This window comes from Kitasatospora sp. NPDC088264 (genome assembly GCF_040685715.1).
Taxonomy (GTDB): domain Bacteria; phylum Actinomycetota; class Actinomycetes; order Streptomycetales; family Streptomycetaceae; genus Kitasatospora.
This window is the reverse complement of the sequence record NZ_JBFBIR010000004.1, coordinates 1-20,199: the sequence shown is the minus strand read 5'-3', so window position 1 is coordinate 20,199 and position 20,199 is coordinate 1. Positions and strand designations below refer to the sequence as shown.

Annotated in this window: 9 protein-coding genes; 2 read left to right on the top strand and 7 right to left on the bottom strand. The window is 68.8% G+C overall.

Annotation, left to right across the window (positions count from 1 at the left end; all coding sequences use genetic code 11):
* Positions 1-33: 33 nt before the first annotated feature.
* Positions 34-963, bottom strand: a complete 930-nt coding sequence (locus AB0O82_RS05065) for a diiron oxygenase (protein WP_363580322.1) — start codon at positions 961-963, stop codon at positions 34-36.
* A 196-nt stretch (positions 964-1,159) separates the two neighbouring features.
* On the opposite strand from AB0O82_RS05065, the gene AB0O82_RS05060 reads away from it, so the two are divergent.
* A complete protein-coding gene (locus AB0O82_RS05060) occupies positions 1,160-1,855 on the top strand; it encodes a tyrosine-protein phosphatase (RefSeq protein WP_363580320.1) in 696 nt (231 codons plus the stop codon).
* An 85-nt stretch (positions 1,856-1,940) separates the two neighbouring features.
* On the opposite strand, the gene AB0O82_RS05055 is transcribed toward AB0O82_RS05060, so the two are convergent.
* The 3 genes from AB0O82_RS05055 to AB0O82_RS05045 form a co-directional block, all read right to left on the bottom strand.
* A complete protein-coding gene (locus tag AB0O82_RS05055) occupies positions 1,941-2,993 on the bottom strand; it encodes an alpha/beta hydrolase (protein WP_363580318.1) in 1,053 nt (350 codons plus the stop codon).
* 469 nt (positions 2,994-3,462) lie between these two features.
* Positions 3,463-4,524, bottom strand: a complete 1,062-nt coding sequence (locus tag AB0O82_RS05050) for an RNA ligase family protein (RefSeq protein WP_363580316.1) — start codon at positions 4,522-4,524, stop codon at positions 3,463-3,465.
* 215 nt (positions 4,525-4,739) lie between these two features.
* The gene (locus AB0O82_RS05045; RefSeq protein WP_363580314.1) at positions 4,740-8,537 is read right to left on the bottom strand and encodes an RICIN domain-containing protein; all 3,798 of its coding nucleotides are present in this window, start codon (positions 8,535-8,537) and stop codon (positions 4,740-4,742) included.
* Positions 8,538-8,915: 378 nt separating this feature from the next.
* Here AB0O82_RS05045 and AB0O82_RS05040 point away from each other — a divergent pair, with 378 nt between their 5' ends.
* The gene (locus AB0O82_RS05040) at positions 8,916-16,037 is read left to right on the top strand and encodes an RHS repeat-associated core domain-containing protein (protein WP_363580312.1); all 7,122 of its coding nucleotides are present in this window, start codon (positions 8,916-8,918) and stop codon (positions 16,035-16,037) included.
* A gap of 723 nt (positions 16,038-16,760) precedes the next feature.
* On the opposite strand, the gene AB0O82_RS05035 is transcribed toward AB0O82_RS05040, so the two are convergent.
* The 3 genes from AB0O82_RS05035 to AB0O82_RS05025 are packed head-to-tail and all read right to left on the bottom strand — an operon-like array spanning position 16,761 to position 20,021.
* Positions 16,761-17,255 carry a hypothetical protein gene (locus AB0O82_RS05035; RefSeq protein WP_363580310.1) on the bottom strand — a complete coding sequence of 165 codons (495 nt, stop codon included), beginning with the start codon at positions 17,253-17,255 and terminating at the stop codon, positions 16,761-16,763.
* Positions 17,242-19,629 (bottom strand): site-specific integrase, encoded by a 2,388-nt coding sequence (locus AB0O82_RS05030; protein WP_363580308.1) that lies wholly within the window; start codon positions 19,627-19,629, stop codon positions 17,242-17,244. Before AB0O82_RS05030 ends, AB0O82_RS05035 begins: the two co-directional genes overlap by 14 nt.
* 50 nt (positions 19,630-19,679) lie before the next feature.
* On the bottom strand, positions 19,680-20,021 hold the full coding sequence (locus tag AB0O82_RS05025) for a helix-turn-helix transcriptional regulator (RefSeq protein WP_363580306.1): 342 nt from the start codon (positions 20,019-20,021) through the stop codon (positions 19,680-19,682).
* Positions 20,022-20,199 lie beyond the last annotated feature (178 nt).

Below are 20,199 nucleotides of genomic sequence, written 5' to 3'. Positions count from 1 at the left end.
GTTCGCGCTTGACGTGCCGCATTTGACGCATCGTCAGAGCATGTGGATACGCCGGTAGATGGCGGCCGATCGGCTGGTGAGCAATCCGGTCTCGACGAGGAACGCGATCAGGTGCCGGGAGCTGGTGCGCATCATCGCCTTGCGGTGCTCGTTGGCCCGCACTTCGGCGATCGCCCGCTGGGTGTCGAGCCCGGCGGCCCGGTAGACCCCGGGGTGCACCATGCTGGAGACGATGACGTACGCGCCGACGGCGATGCCGGTGGCCGAGGTGCGGCGGCGGGCGGGGCCGGCGTGGCGCACCCGTTCGCGGATCTCCTGCCGGGCGAACTTCATGTGCCGCGACTCCTCGACGACGTGGATCCGGGAGGTGCCGCGGACGATGTCCAGGACGTTCTCGCCGCGCATCCAGTCACGCTGCATGACGTCGAGCACCTCTTCGGCCACCAGGATGCCGCCGTAGGCGAGTTCACCCTTCGCCAGGGCCTTGAACGCGCGCCCGGCCTGGGCGATGACCTTGTTCGGCCGGTACGCGGGGACGCCCATCTTCTCGCAGGCGCGGGCGAACATGATCGAGTGGCGGCACTCGTCGGCGATCTCGGTGAGCGCGAACTGGAACTCGGCGTTGGCGGGGTTCTTCAGGTACTGATCGCGCAGCACCATCTGCTGGAGGATCATCTCGAACCATATCCCGGTGTTCATGATCGAGCAGACCTCGTGCCGGGTGAGTGTGACCCGCTGGTGCTCGGTCATCTCGTCCCACAGCCGGGTGCCGTAGAGGGTGCTCCACTCCGGGTTGAGGCCGTAGTGGTCGGCTGGGAGCGGTGCGTCCCAGTCGATCTCGGTCGAGGGGTCGTAGGAGAGGGTCGCGGCGGACTCCAGCAGCCGCTTCGAGACGTCGTCGTCGGCCGCGGTGTGGCCGTGCGCACCCACCGCCCGCCCTGCCGCCGCGTTGGTGAGAGCCATGGCTGCCTCCAGATGCCTGCCCCTACGGGTGCCCGCTCACCCGCTTATTAGACGGACAGTACAATAAGAGCCCGCCGACGAGAACCCCCCGCGCAGCACCGGACGGGCGCACGACCACAACTCCCGCGTCCTTTCTCATCCATGGCCTCCCCCAGCCGCCCCCAGCCACCCCCTCCGCCCCCGGATACAGTGAGACGTGATCACCAACCAGCCCGAGGCGGGTCCGGAGCGCATCGCCCCCACCGGCGTACGGAACTTCCGCGACGCCGGCGGCGTCGGCTCCCTGCCGCGCGGCGTGCTGTACCGCTCCGCAGCCCTGCACAGCCTGCACGGCCTCGCGGCGGAGGGCGCGGACACGCTGCGGCGCCTCGGCCTACGGACGGTCGTCGACCTGCGCAGCGACCCGGAGGTGGCGGAGCGCCCGGATGCCGTCGACCTCGTCGACGCCCGGTACCTGCACGCACCGGTCTTCACCGAACGACGCTGGCCCGCCGACCAGTTGGAGCTGTACCCGCTGATGGCCGAGCGCGCCGGCGCGGCGGCGGTGGCCGTCCTGCGCCGACTGCTCGTCGGCGGGGGCGAGGCCGCGCCGGTCCTGGTCCACTGCGCCTCGGGCAAGGACCGCACGGGAGTCGTCGTCGCCGTCCTGCAGACGCTGCTGGGCGCCTCCGAGGCAGAGGTCCTCCAGGACTTCCTGCGCTCGAACGACGAACTGGGCCTGGCCAAACCGCCGCCGGCCGGGGCCGCGCACAACGCCCTGCCCGTACGCGAAGTGCATCTGCGGCGCGCGCTGCTGTCGATCCGGAGTCACCACGGATCGGTGGCGGAGTACCTCCTCGCGCACGGCGCGCAGGCGTCGGAGCTCGCCGAGGCACGGCGGATCCCGGCCTGAACGAGCAGCCGGGCAGGGGCCGTTGATTCCTCCGAACGGGCCCCCGCCCGGTGCTGCGCCGAGCCGTACCGCCCCTGGTTGCGCGCTACGCGGCGCCCAGCGCCTGCCGCAGCGCCTCGGCCGCCTCCGCCGTCGCCTCCCGGAAGCGGCGGCCGATGCCGAGGTAGCTGGCGTAACCGTGGATGAGGTCCGGCTGGCGGCTCAGGCGCACCGTCACCCCGGCCGCTTTCAGCGCCTCGGCGTAGGCCTCGCCCTCGTCCCGCAGCGGGTCGAAGCCCGCGGTGCCGACGTACGTGGGCGGAAGCCCGGACAGGTCGGCGGCGAGCAGGGGCGACAGACGCGGATCGGTCCGGTCGGCCGGCGCGGGCGCGTAGCGGTCCAGGAACCAGTCCATGTCCGCGCTGGTCAGGAAGAACCCGTCGGTGAACAGGTCGCGCGAGGGCCGCCGGACGGAGGCGTCGACCGCCGGGTACAGCAGCAACTGGAACACCGGCGCCGGACCGCCCCGCCGCACCGCCGCCTGTGTGGTGACGGCCGCCAGGTTCCCGCCCGCGCTGTCGCCGCCGATCGCGATCCGCTCCGGATCCGCGCCCAGGTCCGCCGCCTTGGCGTACGCGAAGTCGAACGCGGCCAGCGCGTCGTCCGCAGCCGCCGGGAACGCGTGCTCGGGCGCGCGCCGGTACTCCACCGACAGCACCCGCACCTGCGCCCGCTGCGCCAGGAACCGCACCACGTGGTCGTGGCTGGCCCGACTGCCGACCACCCAGCCCCCGCCGTGCAGGTACACCAGCAGCCCGGAACCCGCCGCCAGCCTGCCCGGCGTGTACAGCGTGGCCGCCAACTCGCCGTACTCCTGCGGGATTCCGACGTTCCGGACGGCTACCGGCTGGATCGTCGCCCCGCCCACCAGGTACCGCGCGTGCTCCATCGCCTCCCGCGACGGCCCGACCCCGGCGGGCAGCACCAGGGCGGCCTTCGACAGGCGCTGCAACTTGAGGATCAACTGCGCGTCCAGCGAGAGCACTTGACCGTCCCGCACCACCGGCGCGCCCGCGATCGCCCGCCGCAGCCCCTCCGGCAGCGCGTACGCGCCCCGGACGACGGCGGACTGGATCCGGACAGGGAAGGGAATCGCCATCTCTGCTTGCCTCCTGGAGCCTCACCCGGAGCCCTCGACCGGGGGCTGGGGCCGGGAGCCCATGATGGGCCCGGCCCACCCCGGGCGGAAGCCCCTCTCGACGCCCCCTTCACCCACCCTCGACCACCGACGCCCTCTCCGGCAAGAAATATGTAGACCGGTCTACAGTTTCTCCATCGCCGTTACTTCCACCGCCTCCATCCGCGCAGGAAGTCGACCAGGCCGACTTCCTGCGCGCACCACCCGGGCGGCGGCAAGGAATCAGTAGACCGACCGACATATTCTTCCCGAACACCCCTCCCACATCCGCGCCCCACCCACCCTTGCGCTGTCACCCTTCGGCCGGAGCCGGCGACGGGCCCTCCGCATGGGCGGGCGACTTCCTTCAGGAATCCTTCCGCGCCCGACCGGCCTGACCAGCCCGACCGCTCAGCCCGTCAGCCCCTCGGCCTCTCGGCCCCTCAGCCCGTCAGCCCGTCAGCCCGGCCCGGCTCGTCGGCGAGCGCCGGTCCTCGGCGTCGAACGCCGCCAGGGAGCGCGCTCCGGGCCCGAGGGCGGCTTCCAGCGCGCGCAGGACGTCACCGTCCAATCCCCCCACCGCCTCGGCGAGTTCCTCCGCCACGTCCCGGGTCAGCTCCGCCGCCACGACGTCCTCGGGCGCGCGCGGACCGAGCTTGCTGACGGCGGCGGCGGCGCGGGCGGGGGTGAGGAGTGCCGCGGCCTGGACCAGGAGCCAGGCGGGGACCCCGGCCGCGCCCTGCGGCGGCGGCAGGTACGGGCGGGCACCGTCGTAGCGCTCGTCCTCAGCGAAGGCCTGCTGCTTCACCTTCACCACCGGACGCGCGCCGCCCCCCTCGGAACCCGTCTCCCGCCAGGTGCCGGCGGGTTTGAGGACGTAGCCCTCGGCGAGGTTGTCGGCGAGTTCGGGGAGCCCGAGGAGCGCGGGGACCAGGGTGGGAAAGGCGGCCGGCAGTTCCTGGAGCACGGTGAGCGCACCGCGCCCGATCGAGGGGGCGCAGGCGAGTCCGGCGGTGCCCGCGGCGTCACGCAGAGCACGGTCGGAGATCCAGGACCGGCCCTCGGCGGTGTCGACGGTGGCGTCGAAGAGCAGCCACTCCAACCCCGGCGCGTACCAGACGCCGGTCTGTACGGGCTCGACTCCGGCGACGGCGGGCACATCGGGGTGCGGGTAGCACCCGCCGGCCAGTTCACCGTAAACAGTCACCACAGCGCCCCCACCTGCGCCCCCGCCCGCCGCCTCGCGCACCGCCGAGGCGAACCGGGCGGCCGCCACCGCCAGCGCCGGCCAGACCCGGCTGACGCCGAAGAAGCCGTCCAGCGCGTCCTCCCCCAGGAGCTCCCGCCGCTTGGCCGGACGGACCGCACCCCCCTCACAGACCACCGCGAAGTGCGCCCCGTGCACCTTCTCCACGGCAACCCACTCCCGGTTCCCGGACGCGGAGAGCCGCCCCCTCGCCGAGATCTTGGGGTACGGCCGCAACGCGGAGCCTTCGAACCTGGTGTCAGCCACACCCGAAATCATCGCCGCGAGCCCCACCCCCGGACAACGGAGTTTCACCTCCCCCCACAACCCCCGCTACGCGCAGCCCCAGCCATCACAGAGCGCCCGCGCCAGATGGGCCACCACAGGCCGGTGGGCCTCGACGCGGCGTCGAGGCCCACCGGCCTGCCTACAGGCTGTTCACGTTCTTCGGATCGGTTCAGCTCGCCCCACGGCGAGCGCCATCAAGGCGCGTGCTGCTCGTAGTTGAGGCTCCACTGCTGGTTGGCCTGCAGACCGGGGCAGTTCCAGATCCCGAGCCGGGTGCCCTGCTCGGTGGCCCATCCGGGCAGTTCGAGGCAGCGGCCACCGGGGTTGTCCGCGGTGACGGTGGCGGGGAGGTAGATCCGGCCGTCCGGGCGTACGGCCCACTTCTGGCCGGTGTTGCCCACGCAGCGGGACAGGATCAGGCCGGTTCCGTTACCGAGGGCGTTGCCCTTGGTGGAGACGCACCAGCTACCGGAACGGATGGTGCCGTCGGTGGCGAAGTTGAACCGCTGGTTGATGGTCTGCCAGCAGGCGTAGGCGGCGACCTCGGTGCCTTCGTTGGGGCCGCCGATGGAGTCGGCGCACAGCCAGTTCACCAGCTGGGAGTGGATGGTGACGCTGGAGTCGGAGAAGCCGGCGAAGGCCGGCGGGACGAAGCCGTCGACCTTGCCCTTGGTGCCGACGTTGCTCTTGCCCGCGAAGATGGCGATCGCGTTGCTGTTGTCCATGACCCAGAGGTCGGGGGTGCCGTCGTTGTTGAGGTCTCCGGCGCCGATCCGGGGGTAGTCGCCCGCCTTGACCGGCTGGCCGACGTCCAGCTTGATCCCCTGGCCGGGCTTGGTGAGGGCGGAGTAGTCGACCGTTCCGTCGGCCTTGTAGCCGAGTGGGTAGGCGAAGAGGTCACCCGTCGTGCGGTTCCGCGCCCAGATGGTGGTCTGGTAGGTGGGGTCGGTGGTGCCGGGGACGGCGGTCGCCCCGTTGGCCGCACCCGGGTTGAGCAGTTCCAGGTCGGCCCAACTGCCGGAGACGGCCGGGATGTAGGTGGCCGCGTCGAGGGAGTCGGCGAGGCCGTTGGGCTGGAAGAGGTAGAGGTTGTTGTTCTCCAGGGAGAGGATGGAGGTCTGGGTCATGATGACCTTGCGGGCTTCGTTGCCCGGCTCTCCTCCCACGGCCTCGCCGTCGGGCGTGCCGATCGCGATGACCTGCGAGGCGCCGCTCCAGTTCTTCTGGTTGTAGCCGGAGCAGGGCTTGCCGGTCTCGTAGGTCGTGCAGGCGGGCCGGTTGAGGGCGATCGGGGTCAGGGTGTCGAAGCGCCCGGTGCCGTTGTTGGGGATCAGGTAGAGGGCCTCGCGCAGCTTGGAGGTCGTGTCCTTGGTGTAGTGGGCGAGGATCTCGTCGACGGCCTGTCCGACGGCGAAGGTGCCGTGGTGGCTGACCTGGTAGTCGGACCAGGTGGCGCCGTAGTCCCGGTTTCCCGGGGCAGCGGCGGCGGGGGCGGCCAGGGACGTGGTGGGGTCGATGGTGCCGCCGATGACGCGCAGGTCACCGTTCCTGTCGACGGTGATGACGTCGGGCTTCTGGTCGTTGTCGACGTCGCCGAACAGGGGCTGGGTGTCGGGCTTCCAGGGGACGTAGAAGTTGTAGACGGCCGGCTGGCTGTAGTTACCGGCGTTGTCCATGGCCCAGGCGTACAGGGTGTTGGTGCCCCAGTCCCTGGGCTTGTAGGTGTACGGCTGGCCGGGGGGCAGGGTTCCGTTCTGGCCGCAGCGCCAGCCGACGACCGGGGTAGGGTCCGTGCTCACGCGCACGCAGGCGACGCCGGAGGCCTGGAGCCCGGCGCCGGGGGCGGGGTCCTCGGCGTTGATGGTGAAGGCACCCGGGTCGTTCATGTACTTGGCCGGGGTGGGGTTGGGGGTGCCCGACGGCGGGAAGTCGGTCGAGCTGATGCTGACGCGGGGGTTGGTCCTGTCGACGCGGAAGTAGCACCACGGGGTCATGGGCGAGGTGAGGATCTCGTCGGTGGCGCGTGCCGTCCAGCCGTACTGGTGGCCGTCCGACAGTGATCCCACGCCCACGGAGGGGCCGGGGTCATTGTAGCTGGTCCCCCAGCGTCCCTGAGTCCAGCTGAAATTGGCGTCGTTGTCGTCCCACATCTGGTAGTCGGTGTGGAGGGTCTGCCCGGCGGGCGAGTAGCTGTTGGCCGTGAGGTTGATGTTCTGGTTGCCGCCGATCCAGCCGGGGTTGTCCCAGGGGTGCGCGCCGCCGGTGGTGCACTCGGCGGCGCTGTTGTTCCAGGCGAAGCCGGGGGCGGGGCTGGTGCGCGGGTACCAGACGGTCGGAGTGATGTCGTAAGTGGTGGTGATGGAGGGATTGTTGGCGATGTAGTGCCGGTACATCATGTCCCACTCGTTGCCCATCGGGGCGATGCCGACGGTCCACCACGGCCACTGGCCGGCGATCGCCTGCTTCATCATGTCGGTCACGTCGACGGCCAGCGGGCCGGTGCCGGTGATCCACTGACCGTTGACCGTCGGGCAGTTCTCCATGACGACGGTCTTGCTGTCCCCGCAGGGCTGGTCGGTCCAGTTGGTGTGCTCGTGGATGGGCTTGGGAGCCGAGTACACCACGAGCGGCGTGTTCGTGCCCGGGCTGGAGGCGCCGGTGACCTGGAAGTTGAGGGTGGAGCTGTAGATGCTCGGCGGGCTCTCGGCGCCGCCGGGCTTGGTGTAGAGCACCGGGTTGATGCCGAACTGGAAGTAGGCGCGCTGGCGGCCCAGGTCACCGCAGTCCAGGCTCGGGTCACTGCTGTGGTAGCCGCAGTAGCCGGTGGCCAGGTTGCTCTTCTTGTTGAAGTTCTCCGCCTTCTTGTGGTTCTCCTGGACCTCCACCGATCCCTGGACCGAGCTCGTCGCCGCCACCAGGGACGGGTCGAGGTACCAGGGGCCGTCGCCGGATCCGAGGGCGTCGTGGTCCGGCGTCAGTTCGATCGCCGCGGGCGTGATCTTGGTGGTGATGGCGGCCACGTTCGCGCCGTCACCCGGTTCCTCGGCGGTCGACGGAATCCCGCTCGCACTCCCCGTGGGCGCGGGCGTCGGGGCGGCCGCCAACGCCGCACGCACCGAGTCCCTGGAAGCCCGGTCGGCGGTGGCGGTCGAAGGCGCGGGCTTGCTGGAGTCCCACTGCAGCGGTACGGGCGCGCGGAAGCGCGTGACACCGCTGTCGTCGACGACGGTGATGCCGCCGGACTGGTCCTTGGCCATGGACAGGCCCTGCGCGGAGACGGGGAAGGTCAGCGACTTGAGCGCCGCGCTCTCGGCGGCCTCCTTGGTCCGCACGATGATGGCGTCCCGCCAGCCGCCCTGGGACAGCGCGGTCAGCTGCAGGTCCACACCGGGGAGGACGTCGGCGTAGGTGGCGTTGGCGCCGGTCACGGACGGCTTGGGCAGGGCGAACGGGGCGTTCACCGCGAGGCTCTTGCCGTCGTCGGTCGTCACGGTGGCCATCGGGCCCGCCCCGCCGCCGGAGAACTTCAGCCCGGTCGTCGCGACGGCCGGGCTGAACGTGCCGTCGGCGTTGGCCCGCAACGTCGAGTCGATGTCCGCCCAGGCACCACCGCGCTTGGTCCGTACGGCCTGGGCGTTGTCGGTGCTGGTCAGCGTGCCGTCGGGGTTGGCGATGGTTCTGGAGGCCTCATTGGTCAAGGTCTCGACGGTGACCGGCTTGCCGGTCGTCTTGGCCTTGGCGAGCGCGTCCAGCATGGCCTGCTGCGCGGGGGTGCGGGCAGGTGCCGGTGACGAGGGGACGATCGGCGGCAGTCCACCCACCGGGCCGTGGGTCGGCGGGGCGGGGACGGTGTCGGCCGCGAGCGCCGCCGGCGCGCTGAGCAGGGCCAGGCTCAGGGCGCAGCCGGTGCCGAGGGCGGTCAGCGCGAGTATGCGCCTGCGTATGGACGGTGTCGGTGGTGTGTGCGCGATTGTGCGCGGAGTGCTGGTCATGCGGATTGCGGGGTCCCTCCCGGTCGGGCCGCACCCTCGATGGGGTGCGTTCGGGTGGGAACGATGCGTGCTGGCCTGTGGATCGGTCAAACCCTTTGTCGGTTCGTGCCGATGTGTCCGGATAAGCCGCGGATCGCGAGATCAAGACTTCATAAACATCTCATGTACAGCACCGGCGCGACCTGGTGGCGTGTCAGTGGGTGCACATATCGTCACCTCGATCCTGGCACATTCCTGTCCATATGACGTTGTGTCGACAATGAGTGAGGAGAAACCACTGTGGTGGTTTGGCCTGCCCGGAAACGGGCCGGAAGACGAATAGGCGGCCGATGGCGGTCGCCGGCTGTGGCGGCCCTGGTCGCCCTGACACTGACCGGGGTGAGCGTGCCGCCGGCGGTGGCATGGACCTACCCCGAGCCCGAAGGGGAGGTCTGGGCTCCTCCTAACACGCCCCTGGGAAGCGCGACCCCCTCCGTCAAGGGACACGATGCACAGCCGCCAGGCGCCAAGTCGGAGGGCAAGGCGGCGAACTGGAAGCCGGAGACCGCTCCGCCGATCGTCACCGGCACCGCGACGGTCGTGCTCGGCTCCGACAGCGCCGAGGCCGAGGCTGCCCGCAGGGCGACCGGTGGGGCTTCGCCCGCCTCCGGTGGCATGACCGGAACCAAGGCCGGAGATCTGGCTGTCCGGGTCGCACCGGGAACCGGCCAGGGTGAGAGCGCGCACGCCGTCACCGTCGAGGTGGCCGGACAGGACAAGGGCAAGGCCGCAGGCGTCAGCGGCCCGCTGGTGGCGCTGGCCGACGCCAAGGCGTCGGTCGGTGGCGACGGGCGGCAGGCGAGCGTCACCCTGGACCTGAAGGCCCTGCAGGCGGGCGGGTGGTCGGACCGCGCCGGCCTCGTCTCGCTCCCGGCCTGTTCACTGACCACACCGGAACGCCCCGAGTGCCGTACGCAGACCCCGGTTCCGGTGAAGAACGACGGCTCCGGCACGATCACTGCGGATGTCACCCTTCCCCCTGCGGCACCTGGCAACGCCCAGGGCGGTGCGGTGAAGGCGTCGTTCACCACCGCGAATTCGTCCGCCCAGGCGCCTGCGCAGGCCCTGACCGTCGGCAGCGCCGGGGGAACCGGCGGCTCCGTGGTCCTGGCCCCCGCGGCCTCCCCGTCCGGTCCCCTGGGCAACTTCACCGCGACACCACTGTCGTCGTCGGTGGCCTGGTCCGCAGGCTCCAACACGGGCAGCTTCACCTACAGCTACCCGATCCAGACACCGCCGGCCCTCGGCGGCGCCGCACCCACCGTTGCGCTGAGCTACAACTCGGCGAACGTGGACGGCAAGACGTCGTCCACGAACGCGCAGCCCTCGTGGATCGGCGACGGCTGGGGCTACGAGCCCGGCTACATCGAGCGGTCCTACCGCAGCTGCGACAAGGCTGGCATCACCGGCTCGGGCGACCAGTGCTGGGGCGGGCAGAACGCCACCTTCTCCCTCGGCGGCCGGGCCGGTGCGATCGTGCGCGACGACGACACCCACGTCTGGCACCTGGAGAGTGATGACGGCACCAAGGTCGAGCAGCTCACCGGTGCTCCGAAGGCGGCGGGTGATGTCGACTACCAGGGCATGGAGTACTGGCGGATCACCACACCCGACGGTGTCCAGTACTACTACGGCCTCAACCACCTGCCGGGCGGTGACGGCAGCGATCCTGCCGCGAACTCCGTCCTGACCCTGCCGGTGTACTCGCCCAACAGCGGCGACCCCTGCTACAACTCCGGCAGTGGTAACAACTCCTGGTGCCAGATGGCCTGGCGCTGGCAGCTCGACTACGTGGTCGACCCGCACGGCAACCTGACCACGTACAAGTACGCCGCCGAGGGCAACAAGTACAACCGCGGCCGCGTCCAGAACGGCGGCACCGGCACCCTCTCCGACTACCAGCGGGCCGGTTACCTCAAGGAGATCGCCTACGGCCAGCGCCTGGACGAGCAGAAGGCGGCCAAGGGCGGCGCGAACCCGGCGGCGAAGGTCCTGTTCACCGTCGCGGAGCGCTGCATACCCAGCGGTGCGATCACCTGCTCCGAGGCCCAGCGCACCGCGGCCAACGCGGACGCCTGGCCCGATACGCCGATCGACCAGATCTGCACCGACGGCTCGTGCGTGAACTCGGCACCCACCTTCTTCACGACCAAGCGCCTGACCGGGATCTCGACACAGGTCATGGTCGGCTCCGCCTACCGCACCGTCGACACCTGGAACCTCAACCAGGAACTTGCCGATCCCGGGGACGCCACCAAGCGAATCCTGCAGCTGGACTCCGTCCAGCGGGTGCCGAGCAACGGACAGGCGGCGATCGAGGACCTGCCCGCCGTCCAGTTCAAGTACACGATGCGCGCCAACCGCGTCGACGGCCTGGACTTGGGCGAGAAGATGTACATGCGCCCGCGCATCCAGGAGATCACCACCGAGACCGGCGGGCGGATCGGCGTCATCTACGCCGACCCCGAATGCTCCCGGGTGAACAACCACATGCCGTCCTCCGAGGACAGCAACACGATGGCCTGCATGCCCGTCAAGTGGTACCCGACGTTCCTGTCCTCGAAGGACCCGATCAACGACTGGTTCGACAAGCCCCTCGTCAAGACAGTCGTCGCGCTGGACCTCGTCAGCACACCCAATATCGGCAAGACCACCGAGTACACGTACAACGGTGGAGCCGCCTGGCATCGCAACGACGCGGAGTTCACCGACTCCAAGACCCGCACCTGGGACAGCTTCCGCGGGTACCAGTCGGTGACCACCACGACCGGCAGCGGTGGCTCCAGCGAAGCACCCAAGACCCAGCAGAAGGTCACCTACCTGCGGGGCATGAACGACGACTACCTCGCCAACGGCAAGACCCAACGCAGCGTCCAGGTCCCCAGCCCGCTCGGCGGCACCGTCACCGACAGCGCCCAGCTGTCCGGCCGCGTCGTCGCCACCGAGGTCTACGACCAGGCCGGCGGGACGGTCACGGCGGTGGCCGGGAAGACCTACAACGGGCAGACGAGCTCCGCGACGCATGCCCAGAGCGCGGGCGTGCCGAAGATCCAGGCGTGGCTCCCGGACTCCGAGACCACCGCGATCACCAAGGCGAAGCTCACCGACGGCAGCTGGCGCACGACCACGACGGTCACCACCAGCGAGCCGGCCAACGGCAACCGCGTCGTCAAGGTCGACGACAAGGGCGACGGCACCGCCGCCACTCCCGAGACCTGCACGACCACCGGCTACGCGGTCAGTGACAACCCCCAGCTCCTGACCCTGGCGTCGGAAACGACCACCTTCCAGGGGTCCTGCGGCGCGACGGCCACGGCTTCCAACACCCTATCCAGCAGCCGCATCATCTATGACGGCAAGGACTTCAAACAGGCCGGTCCAGCCGGCGACCCGACCAGCGCCCAGGTCCTCGACCATTTCGACCAAGCGGGCAACCCCATCTATATTCATGACGGTAGTTCAGCTTTCGATGCCTACGGACGTTCCGTCACGACTGCGACGACCGAAGGCTCGACCTATGACCGCAACGGGGCCCAGCTGAGCGGGCCGTCGGTCACGCCTGCCATCACGTCGCTCGCCCGCACCCCGGCCGCCGGACAGCTGCCGACGGAGATCCGCACCACCGGACCGATGGGAGCGGCTTGGACCACCAGCGTCACCCAGGATCCGGCCCGCGGCTCACTTCTGGTCAGCAAGGACATCAACGGCCGGGTCACCACTGCCCAGTACGACGCCCTCGGCCGCATCACCGCAGTCTGGGAGCCCGACCGGCCGACCGAGGAACTGCCGAGCCGGAAGTTCACCTACCTCCTGAACGGCTCCAAGGCACCGTCCACCGTCAAGACCGAATCGATCAACGACGACGCGGTCACCTACTCCGCGAGCATCGACATCTACGACGGCCTGGCACGGCCTCGGCAGACCCAGAGCACCAGCGCCGCCAAGCCGACCGGGCGCCTGATCACCGACACCGTCTACGACACCCACGGCTGGGTGGTCAAGACCTCGGACCCGTACTACGAACAGGGGTCATTCCCCACCAACTCCGTCTTCGTCCCGGCAGCAGACGGCCAGGTCCCGGGCCAGACGTGGAACACCTACGACGGAAACGGGCGCGTCGTGCGCTCGGAGTTCCGCTCCTACGGGAACCTCCAGTGGGCCACCAGCACCGCCTACCCTGGCGCTGACCGCACCGACGTCACCCCTCCCTCGGGCTCCACGCCAACCTCGACCGTGACGGATGCCCGAGGCCGCACCACCGCTCTGGGGCAGTACCGGACGGCAACTGCAACCGGGAACCTGGCCGACGCGGACGTCACCAGCTACGGATACACGCCGACCGGTCTCACCGCGTCCCGGACCGACAGCAGCGGCAACGCCTGGAACTACTCCTACGATCTGCTTGGGCGTCAGACCTCGGCCTCCGACCCGGACACCGGTGTGACCCGGACGTTCTACGACGTCAACTCGCGCGTCGACCATATCGTCGACGCCAAGAACAACACACTTTCCTACACCTACGATCTGCTCAACCGTAGGACCGGCACGTTCAACGGTGCCGTGGCACCCGCGAACCAGCTGGCCTCCTGGAGCTACGACACCCTCGTCAAGGGCCAGCCCACCTCCTCGACCCGCTACGTCGGCGGAGCCGGCGGCACGGCCTACACCAAGGCCGTCACCGACTACGACACCGCCTACCGTCCTCTCGGCTCATCGATCACCATCCCGTCCGCCGAGGGCGCACTCGCCGGTACCTACACGACGACCAACACCTACAGCCCGGTCATCGGCTCCCTGAAGACGGTCAGTGTCCCCGCCGCCGGCGGCCTGCCGGCAGAAACCGTCAGCTACGGCCGGACCATCACCGGCCTGCTCACCGCGGCCGCCAGCCTCAGCAAGGCCGTCATCGCCAAGGTCGAGTACGACGCGCTCGCGCGCCCCGTGCGTACGACGGTCGGCCAGTACGGCAAGCAGGTCGTCTCCACCCAGCAGTACGACTGGGCCACCGGACGGGTCATCAACAGCTTCACCGACCGTCAGGTCGGAACCGTCTCGGTCGACCAGACCAGCTACACCTACACCCAGTCCGGCCAGATCACCTCGGCCACCACCATCCAGGACGCCTCGGCGACCGACACCCAGTGCTTCACCTATGACCACCTCCGCCGGCTGACCGGCGCCTGGACCGACACCGCAGGCACCTTCACCACCGCCGACTGGACCGACTCCTCGGGCGAGGTCCACGGCACCGGCAGCTCCACCACCGTGCCCGGTGTCGGCGGCTGCAACAACGCGAACGGCCCGGCCACCGTCAACCCCGGTGGACGGACCATCGGCGGCCCGGCACCTTACTGGAACACCTACACCTACGACGCGACCGGCAACCGCACCGGCCTCGTGCAGCACGACATCACCGGCAACAGCCTCAACGACATCACCACGACCCAGACCTTCGGAGCCGCCAAGAGCACCAACTCCCCCACCAGCGCCCCCAACACCGGCGGCGGAACCGGCGGGCCCCATGCCCTGCTCACCTCCACCACCAGCGGGCCAGCGGGCACCAAGGCCGTCAGTTACCAGTACGACGCCAAGGGCAACACCACCGCCATCACCGACACCGGCGGCACCACCACCCTGGCCTGGAACGGCGAGGACAGGCTCGACTCGCTCGCCAAGACCGGCCAGGCCGCTGCCACCACCTACCTCTACGACGCCGACGGCAACCAGCTCATCCGCCGCAACCCCGGCAAGACCACGCTCAACCTGCCCACCGACGAGCTCACCCTCGACACGGCCAGCGGCTCCACGAGCAACGTCCGCTCCATCACCGCCCCGGGCGGACTGACCTACACACGCGTCACCGCCGCCATCGGCGGAGGCACCGTCCTGATCCAGGCCGCCGACCCGCACGGCACCAACGGCGTCCAGGTCAACACCAACGCGACCCAGACCGTCACCCGCCGCCCCACCGACCCCTTCGGCAACCCCCGCGGCACCCAGCCTGGCACCAACCAGTGGGCCGGCACCAAGGGCTTCGTCGGCGGCACAAAGGACGACACCACCGGACTCACCAACCTCGGCGCCCGCCAGTACGACCCCGTCCGCGGACGCTTCATCAGCCCCGACCCCATCCTCGACACAGCCGACCCCCAGCAGTGGAACGGCTACGCCTACAGCAACAACAACCCCGTCAACCTGAGCGACCCGTCCGGTCTGCGCCCCGAAGGCAAATGCTCCAACACCTGCACGGACGGCAGCACCGACCAATGGGGCGGCGGCCCCGGTCACTGGGTGTACAACAACATCGGTGTCAAAGAAGTTGACACCACAGGCACCGCCACCGTCCAGCACATCGACTTCTCTGACAACTCCGCCTCCTTCAAACTCACTGCCACCTACACCGTCAAGCCCAAGCCCAAGCCCAGCCCACAAACATCTGGCTATTGCAAGGGCTACATAGCACAGCAGACCAACTGCAAGACCCCCGGGTACGAGGACAAGCCCAGCGCGGCAAACATCCCCGACCTCGAGAACTGCAAGGCCCCCGGGGCGGACTGGGGGTGCAACGCCCGGAACAGTCTGTTCAAGACCGCGATAGCTGGTGGATTCCTCGGAGGAAGCTATGGCGTGCTGGGCGGACTGGGCCGTAATCCTGCCAACCCTTGCCACAGTTTCCTTCCCGGAACTCTCGTGGCCATGGCAGATGGCAGCACCAAAAAAATCGAGGAGATCACTACCGGCGACCAAGTCGAATCCAGCGACCCTCAGACGAGCACCACAAACTCGGAACGAGTCATCCGGGTAATCAAAACTCCCGATGACTCAGAATTCACCGACCTGACAATCTCCATCACCAACAAGCAAGCTGACCCTCAAAACGGCAACGGCACCGCTGAGCCGACCACGATAACCTCCACCCGGCACCACCCGTACTGGAACGAGAGCACACACCGCTGGACCAATGCGGCCGACCTCCACGCTGGCGACACCCTGCGCACTGCCGACGGCAATATGGCGACGGTCAGCTACGTCCGCAGCTACCGGACTGCACCTCGCCTGGCATACGACCTGACAGTCAGCAACCTCCACACGTACTATGTGCTGGCGGGTTCCACGCCGGTACTCGTGCACAATTGCGGGCCAACAGGGCCCGAGGCGACGGTCAAAAATATCCCGGAGGTGGCAGCCCCCAAGCCCCTGAAGCCTGCTCAGGCAGAACAGGCATGGACAGACTTTTTGGGAGAAGGCCCATACACGAATATCCATCCTCGTACGGGCTTGCCGGATCCGAACCGCCTTGTTTCTGCTGATGGCCGTCGCAGCATTCGGATGGGAGACCATGAGATGAACAGCAAGCCCACAAAGTTTCACTTCCATATGGAAACGTGGGACTGGATTTCCCCATCAAATGAGTGGGTAGTGGGCAATACGATGGTTCGCGTCCCGTTGGGGCTGAAGTAATGAGGGTAGAGATCACCCGAGTTCTAGATGCTTCAGGGGGGCGGGTTGCCTTCCGTTGCGCGCTCGGGCGGGCTTCCGGCTGCTGGGTTGGATCGACACCCGCCCGACCCGGAGAGTTTGACGTCGAGATGGAAATTCCAGAGGAGATCACTGATTGGACCGTCCTCGATGCCCCCTCTCTCGGTTCGATTGTGGGGAGCGCCGAAGGGGAGGCGAGCGTCTCCATCACGGGAACTGTCGTTGATATCGGCGAGGGGGACGATCCGATTGTGGGGATCAGACTTGGGTCCGACATCATTCTGATCGAAGCTCCGGATCGAAAGTGGGAAATTGAGCCAGGGAGCACGGTCTCCCTAAATGTTTCTTCAATTCGGCTTTATCCGTACCATCTCTGATGGTTTTGGGTATTGAGCTGAAATGAGCTTGCACCCAATTGTGGAATGATGATTGTGGCGCAAGTCAGGACGCCTCTCCCGAGCACATTCGGGAGAGGCGTCCGGCCGTGCTGACGGCAGTAGTTGACAAGCAACGTCAGCGGACGGGTGCTGCACAAAGCGGTGGGTCGTCGCCGTCGTCGGGGTTGGTGGCGGCCTCGGAGGGTTTGCCGAGGGTACGGCCGAGGAGGTCGATGGCTTGGCGCTGGAGGTGGAGGCGGACGTGTAATGGTGACGTCGGGTATTGGAACTGTCCGAATGCCTGCGTGCAGAGTTGGGTGGAGCGGGCTCACAGGTAGTCGAAGAAGCGGGTCCACCAGGTTGGTGGGTGCTCGGGTGGGTAGTAGGTGGCGAGATTGCTGGCGCCGTCGTATCGGGTCCAGAGCAGGTGCTCGGAGACCGCGATGTAGCCGAGCGCTTCCACTTCGTCCTTGATGCGGCGCCGGTCGGCGGTCTCGAAGAGGAGGTTCTCTTCTTCCTCGTCGTAGCTGCCAGGGTTCCCCAGCGTCACGGTGACGAGGGCGCCGAAGTTGCTGACACGGATGGCGATGTGGTCGCCGCTGGCCGTCGCCGTGGTGGGAATGACGATCGTCCCGTGGTGGCTGGCGTCCTGGACGCCTCGATCGACGGAGCAGGTGCACTGGAACCGTTGATTCAGCCTGGCTGCGAGCTGGTCGAATCGGGCCCGGGTCGCGGCGTGGTCGTAGTTCTGAGGGAACTCCATGTGGTCGGGATCGTCGAGGTCCCTCAGCAGAGCCCAGATGTGCTGGTCATCGAGGGGCATGATCATCGTCTCCGTGTTGGTGGGTGTGGTTGATGCGGTGGCTGACTTCGGCGGCGTAGTTGGTCCAGTCGCCGGCGGAGAGTCGCTGCCAGGTGACGGCGACGTCTGTGTGGATGCCGAGGGTGCGGGCGAGGATCGCGGCGGGGATCTCGGTGGCGAGTTGGAAGAGTGCGGTGCTGCGGGCCTGGTTGGGGCGGATTCCGAGGTTGTTGAGCCGTTGGGCCAGTTGTGTGGTGCTGATCGGGCGTCCGGGTTGGCCGCCGGGGAAGAGCCAGGGCGATGGCGTCAGTGCCCCGATGGTCGCGTGACCTTTGCGGTTCGCGGTGACGGCGCGGGCGAGCGCGGCTACTGGTTCGGGCAGCTGGATAGGGGCTTGGCCGAGGTGGAGGCGCACTCCTTGAGCGTCGGCTTCGACGTCCGTGGTGGTGAGGCGGCTGATCGCTGCGGGTCTTTGGGCGTAGAGGAGGAGAAGCAGTCCGGCGAGGCGGTCTTCGGCTTTGAGAGCGCCGTCGTGCAGGAGTCGGCGTGCGGTGTCCCATCGGTGCTGGTCGTCCAGGGGCTGGGTCGGGCCGCTCCAGCGGTGGGCGGGGGCGTGGATGGTGGTCAGCTTGTTGGTGCGGGCCCAGCGGATGAAGTGGCCGGCGGTCTTGCGGTAGGTGGCGGAGTCGTCGGTGAGCCAGCGGTCGAGGTCACTTTGTCCGCAGGTGGCCAGGGCAAGGTTGTGGGTGGAGAGCCAGCTCAGGAAAGCGACGGCCGCGTGGGTGCGCTGGCGGATGGAGTTGAACTGCTGCAGCGTGGCGGGTTGGCCGTTGTTCTTGGCGCGCAGTCGCCTGACGAGGTGCCAGGTCGCATAGCGGTGGAGGAGTCTGCGCTGGTCGGGGTCCTGTTGGGAGGTGATCAGGTCGGCGAGGAAGCGTTCGGTGCGGGCCATGTGCTCGTCGCGTTCGGGCAGGGCGCCGGCGCTGACGAGTACCTGACGTAGGTGCGCGAGGGGCTGGGTGTCGGGCAGTTCGTCGAGGGCTTGGTGGGTGAGTGGACGTCGGCCTGCGGCAAGGTCGGCGAGGACCGGGGCGACGGAGGGCTTGTTCAGCCAGCGCCTGGCGGTGATGGGGTATTCGGCGGTGGCGATGTTGTGCCGGAGGGCCTGGAGCCCGGGGTGGAGGGTCGCTGTTGGAGGCCCCAGCAGCTCGTTGAGGCGCTGGTTGATCAGGCAGCGGGCGCACTGGCCCGGGTGCGGATGGTCGGGATCGGTGCAGGTGGGGCAGGTGTGCCAGACCTCGGGGGCGGTGCAGTCGGCGCAGAGGGGTTCGGCGAGGGTCCCGGAGATCACCGCTGAGAGGCGGCCGCAGGCCGAGCAGGAGGCGGTGCGGCGTTGACAGGTAGGACACCAGGGGCGACCGGTGGTGCGGGAGGTGCCGCAGGGTCTGTTCTCGCCGCAGATGGAGCAGGTCGCGGTGCGCAGAGCGGGGCAGCTCGGGCAGATCGGACCGTCTGGCGTGTGGGTGTTCACCAGACGTAGGCGGCCGCAGTTGATGCGGGTTTCGAGGTTCGCGGGGTCGGTGATCAGGCAGTTCGGACACAGCGGTCGGCCCTGGTCGTCGCGGGTGGCGGGTTCACGGTGGGCCCCACAGCGCGAGCAGTCCTGGAGGCGGCTGTGGGCGATGCAGGTGCGGCAGACCCGCTGACCATCGAGTGGCTTGTCGATGCGGACGACTCTGCAGCAGCGGGGACAGGCGGGTTGGACGACTCCGGCGATGCCCGCGGTGTGCAGGAGGTCGATCAGCCGCAGAATGGCGCGAAGGGGTGCGAGGTGCCCGTCCCCGGTCAGCAGGCCGGGATCGGTTTCCAGGGCCCAGGCGAGTTTCTGCTGGTAGGAGGGGCGTGGTGCCGAGCGGCGGACCGCGTCGGCTATCGCCCCGCGATCGGCGGCCGGGTCCAGAGCGCTGACCAGCGTCTGGATGACCGTGATCGGATCCCGGTCGTCGAGGTCCGGACACATCTTGCAGCGCGGCCGCCCGGCGCGATCCCGCGTCGCGACACGCCGGGTGTTTCCGCAGGCGCCGCAGGGCTCGGGCTGCGGTCCGCAGATCCAGCAGTACCAGTCCTGCCCACGGCGCTGGAGGGTTCGCATCGACTTGCCGCAGTCGGCGCAACAGGGAGGCGAGATGTGCGAGGCGCCTGCCTCGCGGAGCGCGATGAGCAGGTCACCGACGGCCCGGGGCGCCGGCGAGCGGCCGTCGGTCAACACGCCGGGACGCCCAGCCAAGTGGGACGCGAGACGGCGGGCCTTCGCCCGGCCGCCCGCGATGCCGGTGACCACGGTGCGGATCTGCTCGGTCCCCAGCTGAGGTTCGATGGCCGCGACCAAGTCCACGATCGTTCCGATCGGATCGGAGACCGCCCGATCAGGGTGTCCCGTGGTAGTCACGGTCGCTCGACACCACGGATGCGGGCCCGCTTGGGCCGAAGATCACCAACACCGGCCTCGGCGCCGACTGCCTTCTTTGTTCGGCTGGTTGCTCCGGCACCGGCCGCGGCCACGGGTTCGATGAGGTCGTCCATGGTGCAGTCCAAGATGTCGAGCAGGGCCATGAGGATCCTCAGGCTGAGCCGTTCGGGGCGCTCGACGACGAGTCGGTAGACCTGACTGGAGGACAAGGTGATGCCGCGTTTGTCCAGCAGCGGGATGAGGTCGGTGGTGGAGAACAGCCCTCGGTCGGCCATGACCTTGCGCAGGTGCCAGTGGTAGTCGAGCTTGGCGGCCATCAGCGGTCCTTGTCTGCGGAGGTGGTCGGCGCGAGCACGGGCGCGAGCGCCTTATGGAGCATGGTGTTCATGAAGTCGTCGCTGACGTGTAATGGTGACGTCGGGTATTGGAACTGTCCGAATGCCCTTGCGGTCAGAGTGGGGCGAGGATCATGAGGACCTCGTCGCGGGTGTCGTG

Excerpts from the sequence above, each read along its gene's own strand:
- AB0O82_RS05045 (WP_363580314.1), bottom strand. The coding sequence starts at position 8,537 with ATGACCAGCACTCCGCGCACAATCGCGCACACACCACCGACACCGTCC.
- AB0O82_RS05035 (WP_363580310.1), bottom strand. The coding sequence starts at position 17,255 with ATGCCCCTCGATGACCAGCACATCTGGGCTCTGCTGAGGGACCTCGAC.
- AB0O82_RS05065 (WP_363580322.1), bottom strand. The coding sequence starts at position 963 with ATGGCTCTCACCAACGCGGCGGCAGGGCGGGCGGTGGGTGCGCACGGC.
- AB0O82_RS05055 (WP_363580318.1), bottom strand. The coding sequence starts at position 2,993 with ATGGCGATTCCCTTCCCTGTCCGGATCCAGTCCGCCGTCGTCCGGGGC.
- AB0O82_RS05025 (WP_363580306.1), bottom strand. The coding sequence starts at position 20,021 with ATGGCCGCCAAGCTCGACTACCACTGGCACCTGCGCAAGGTCATGGCC.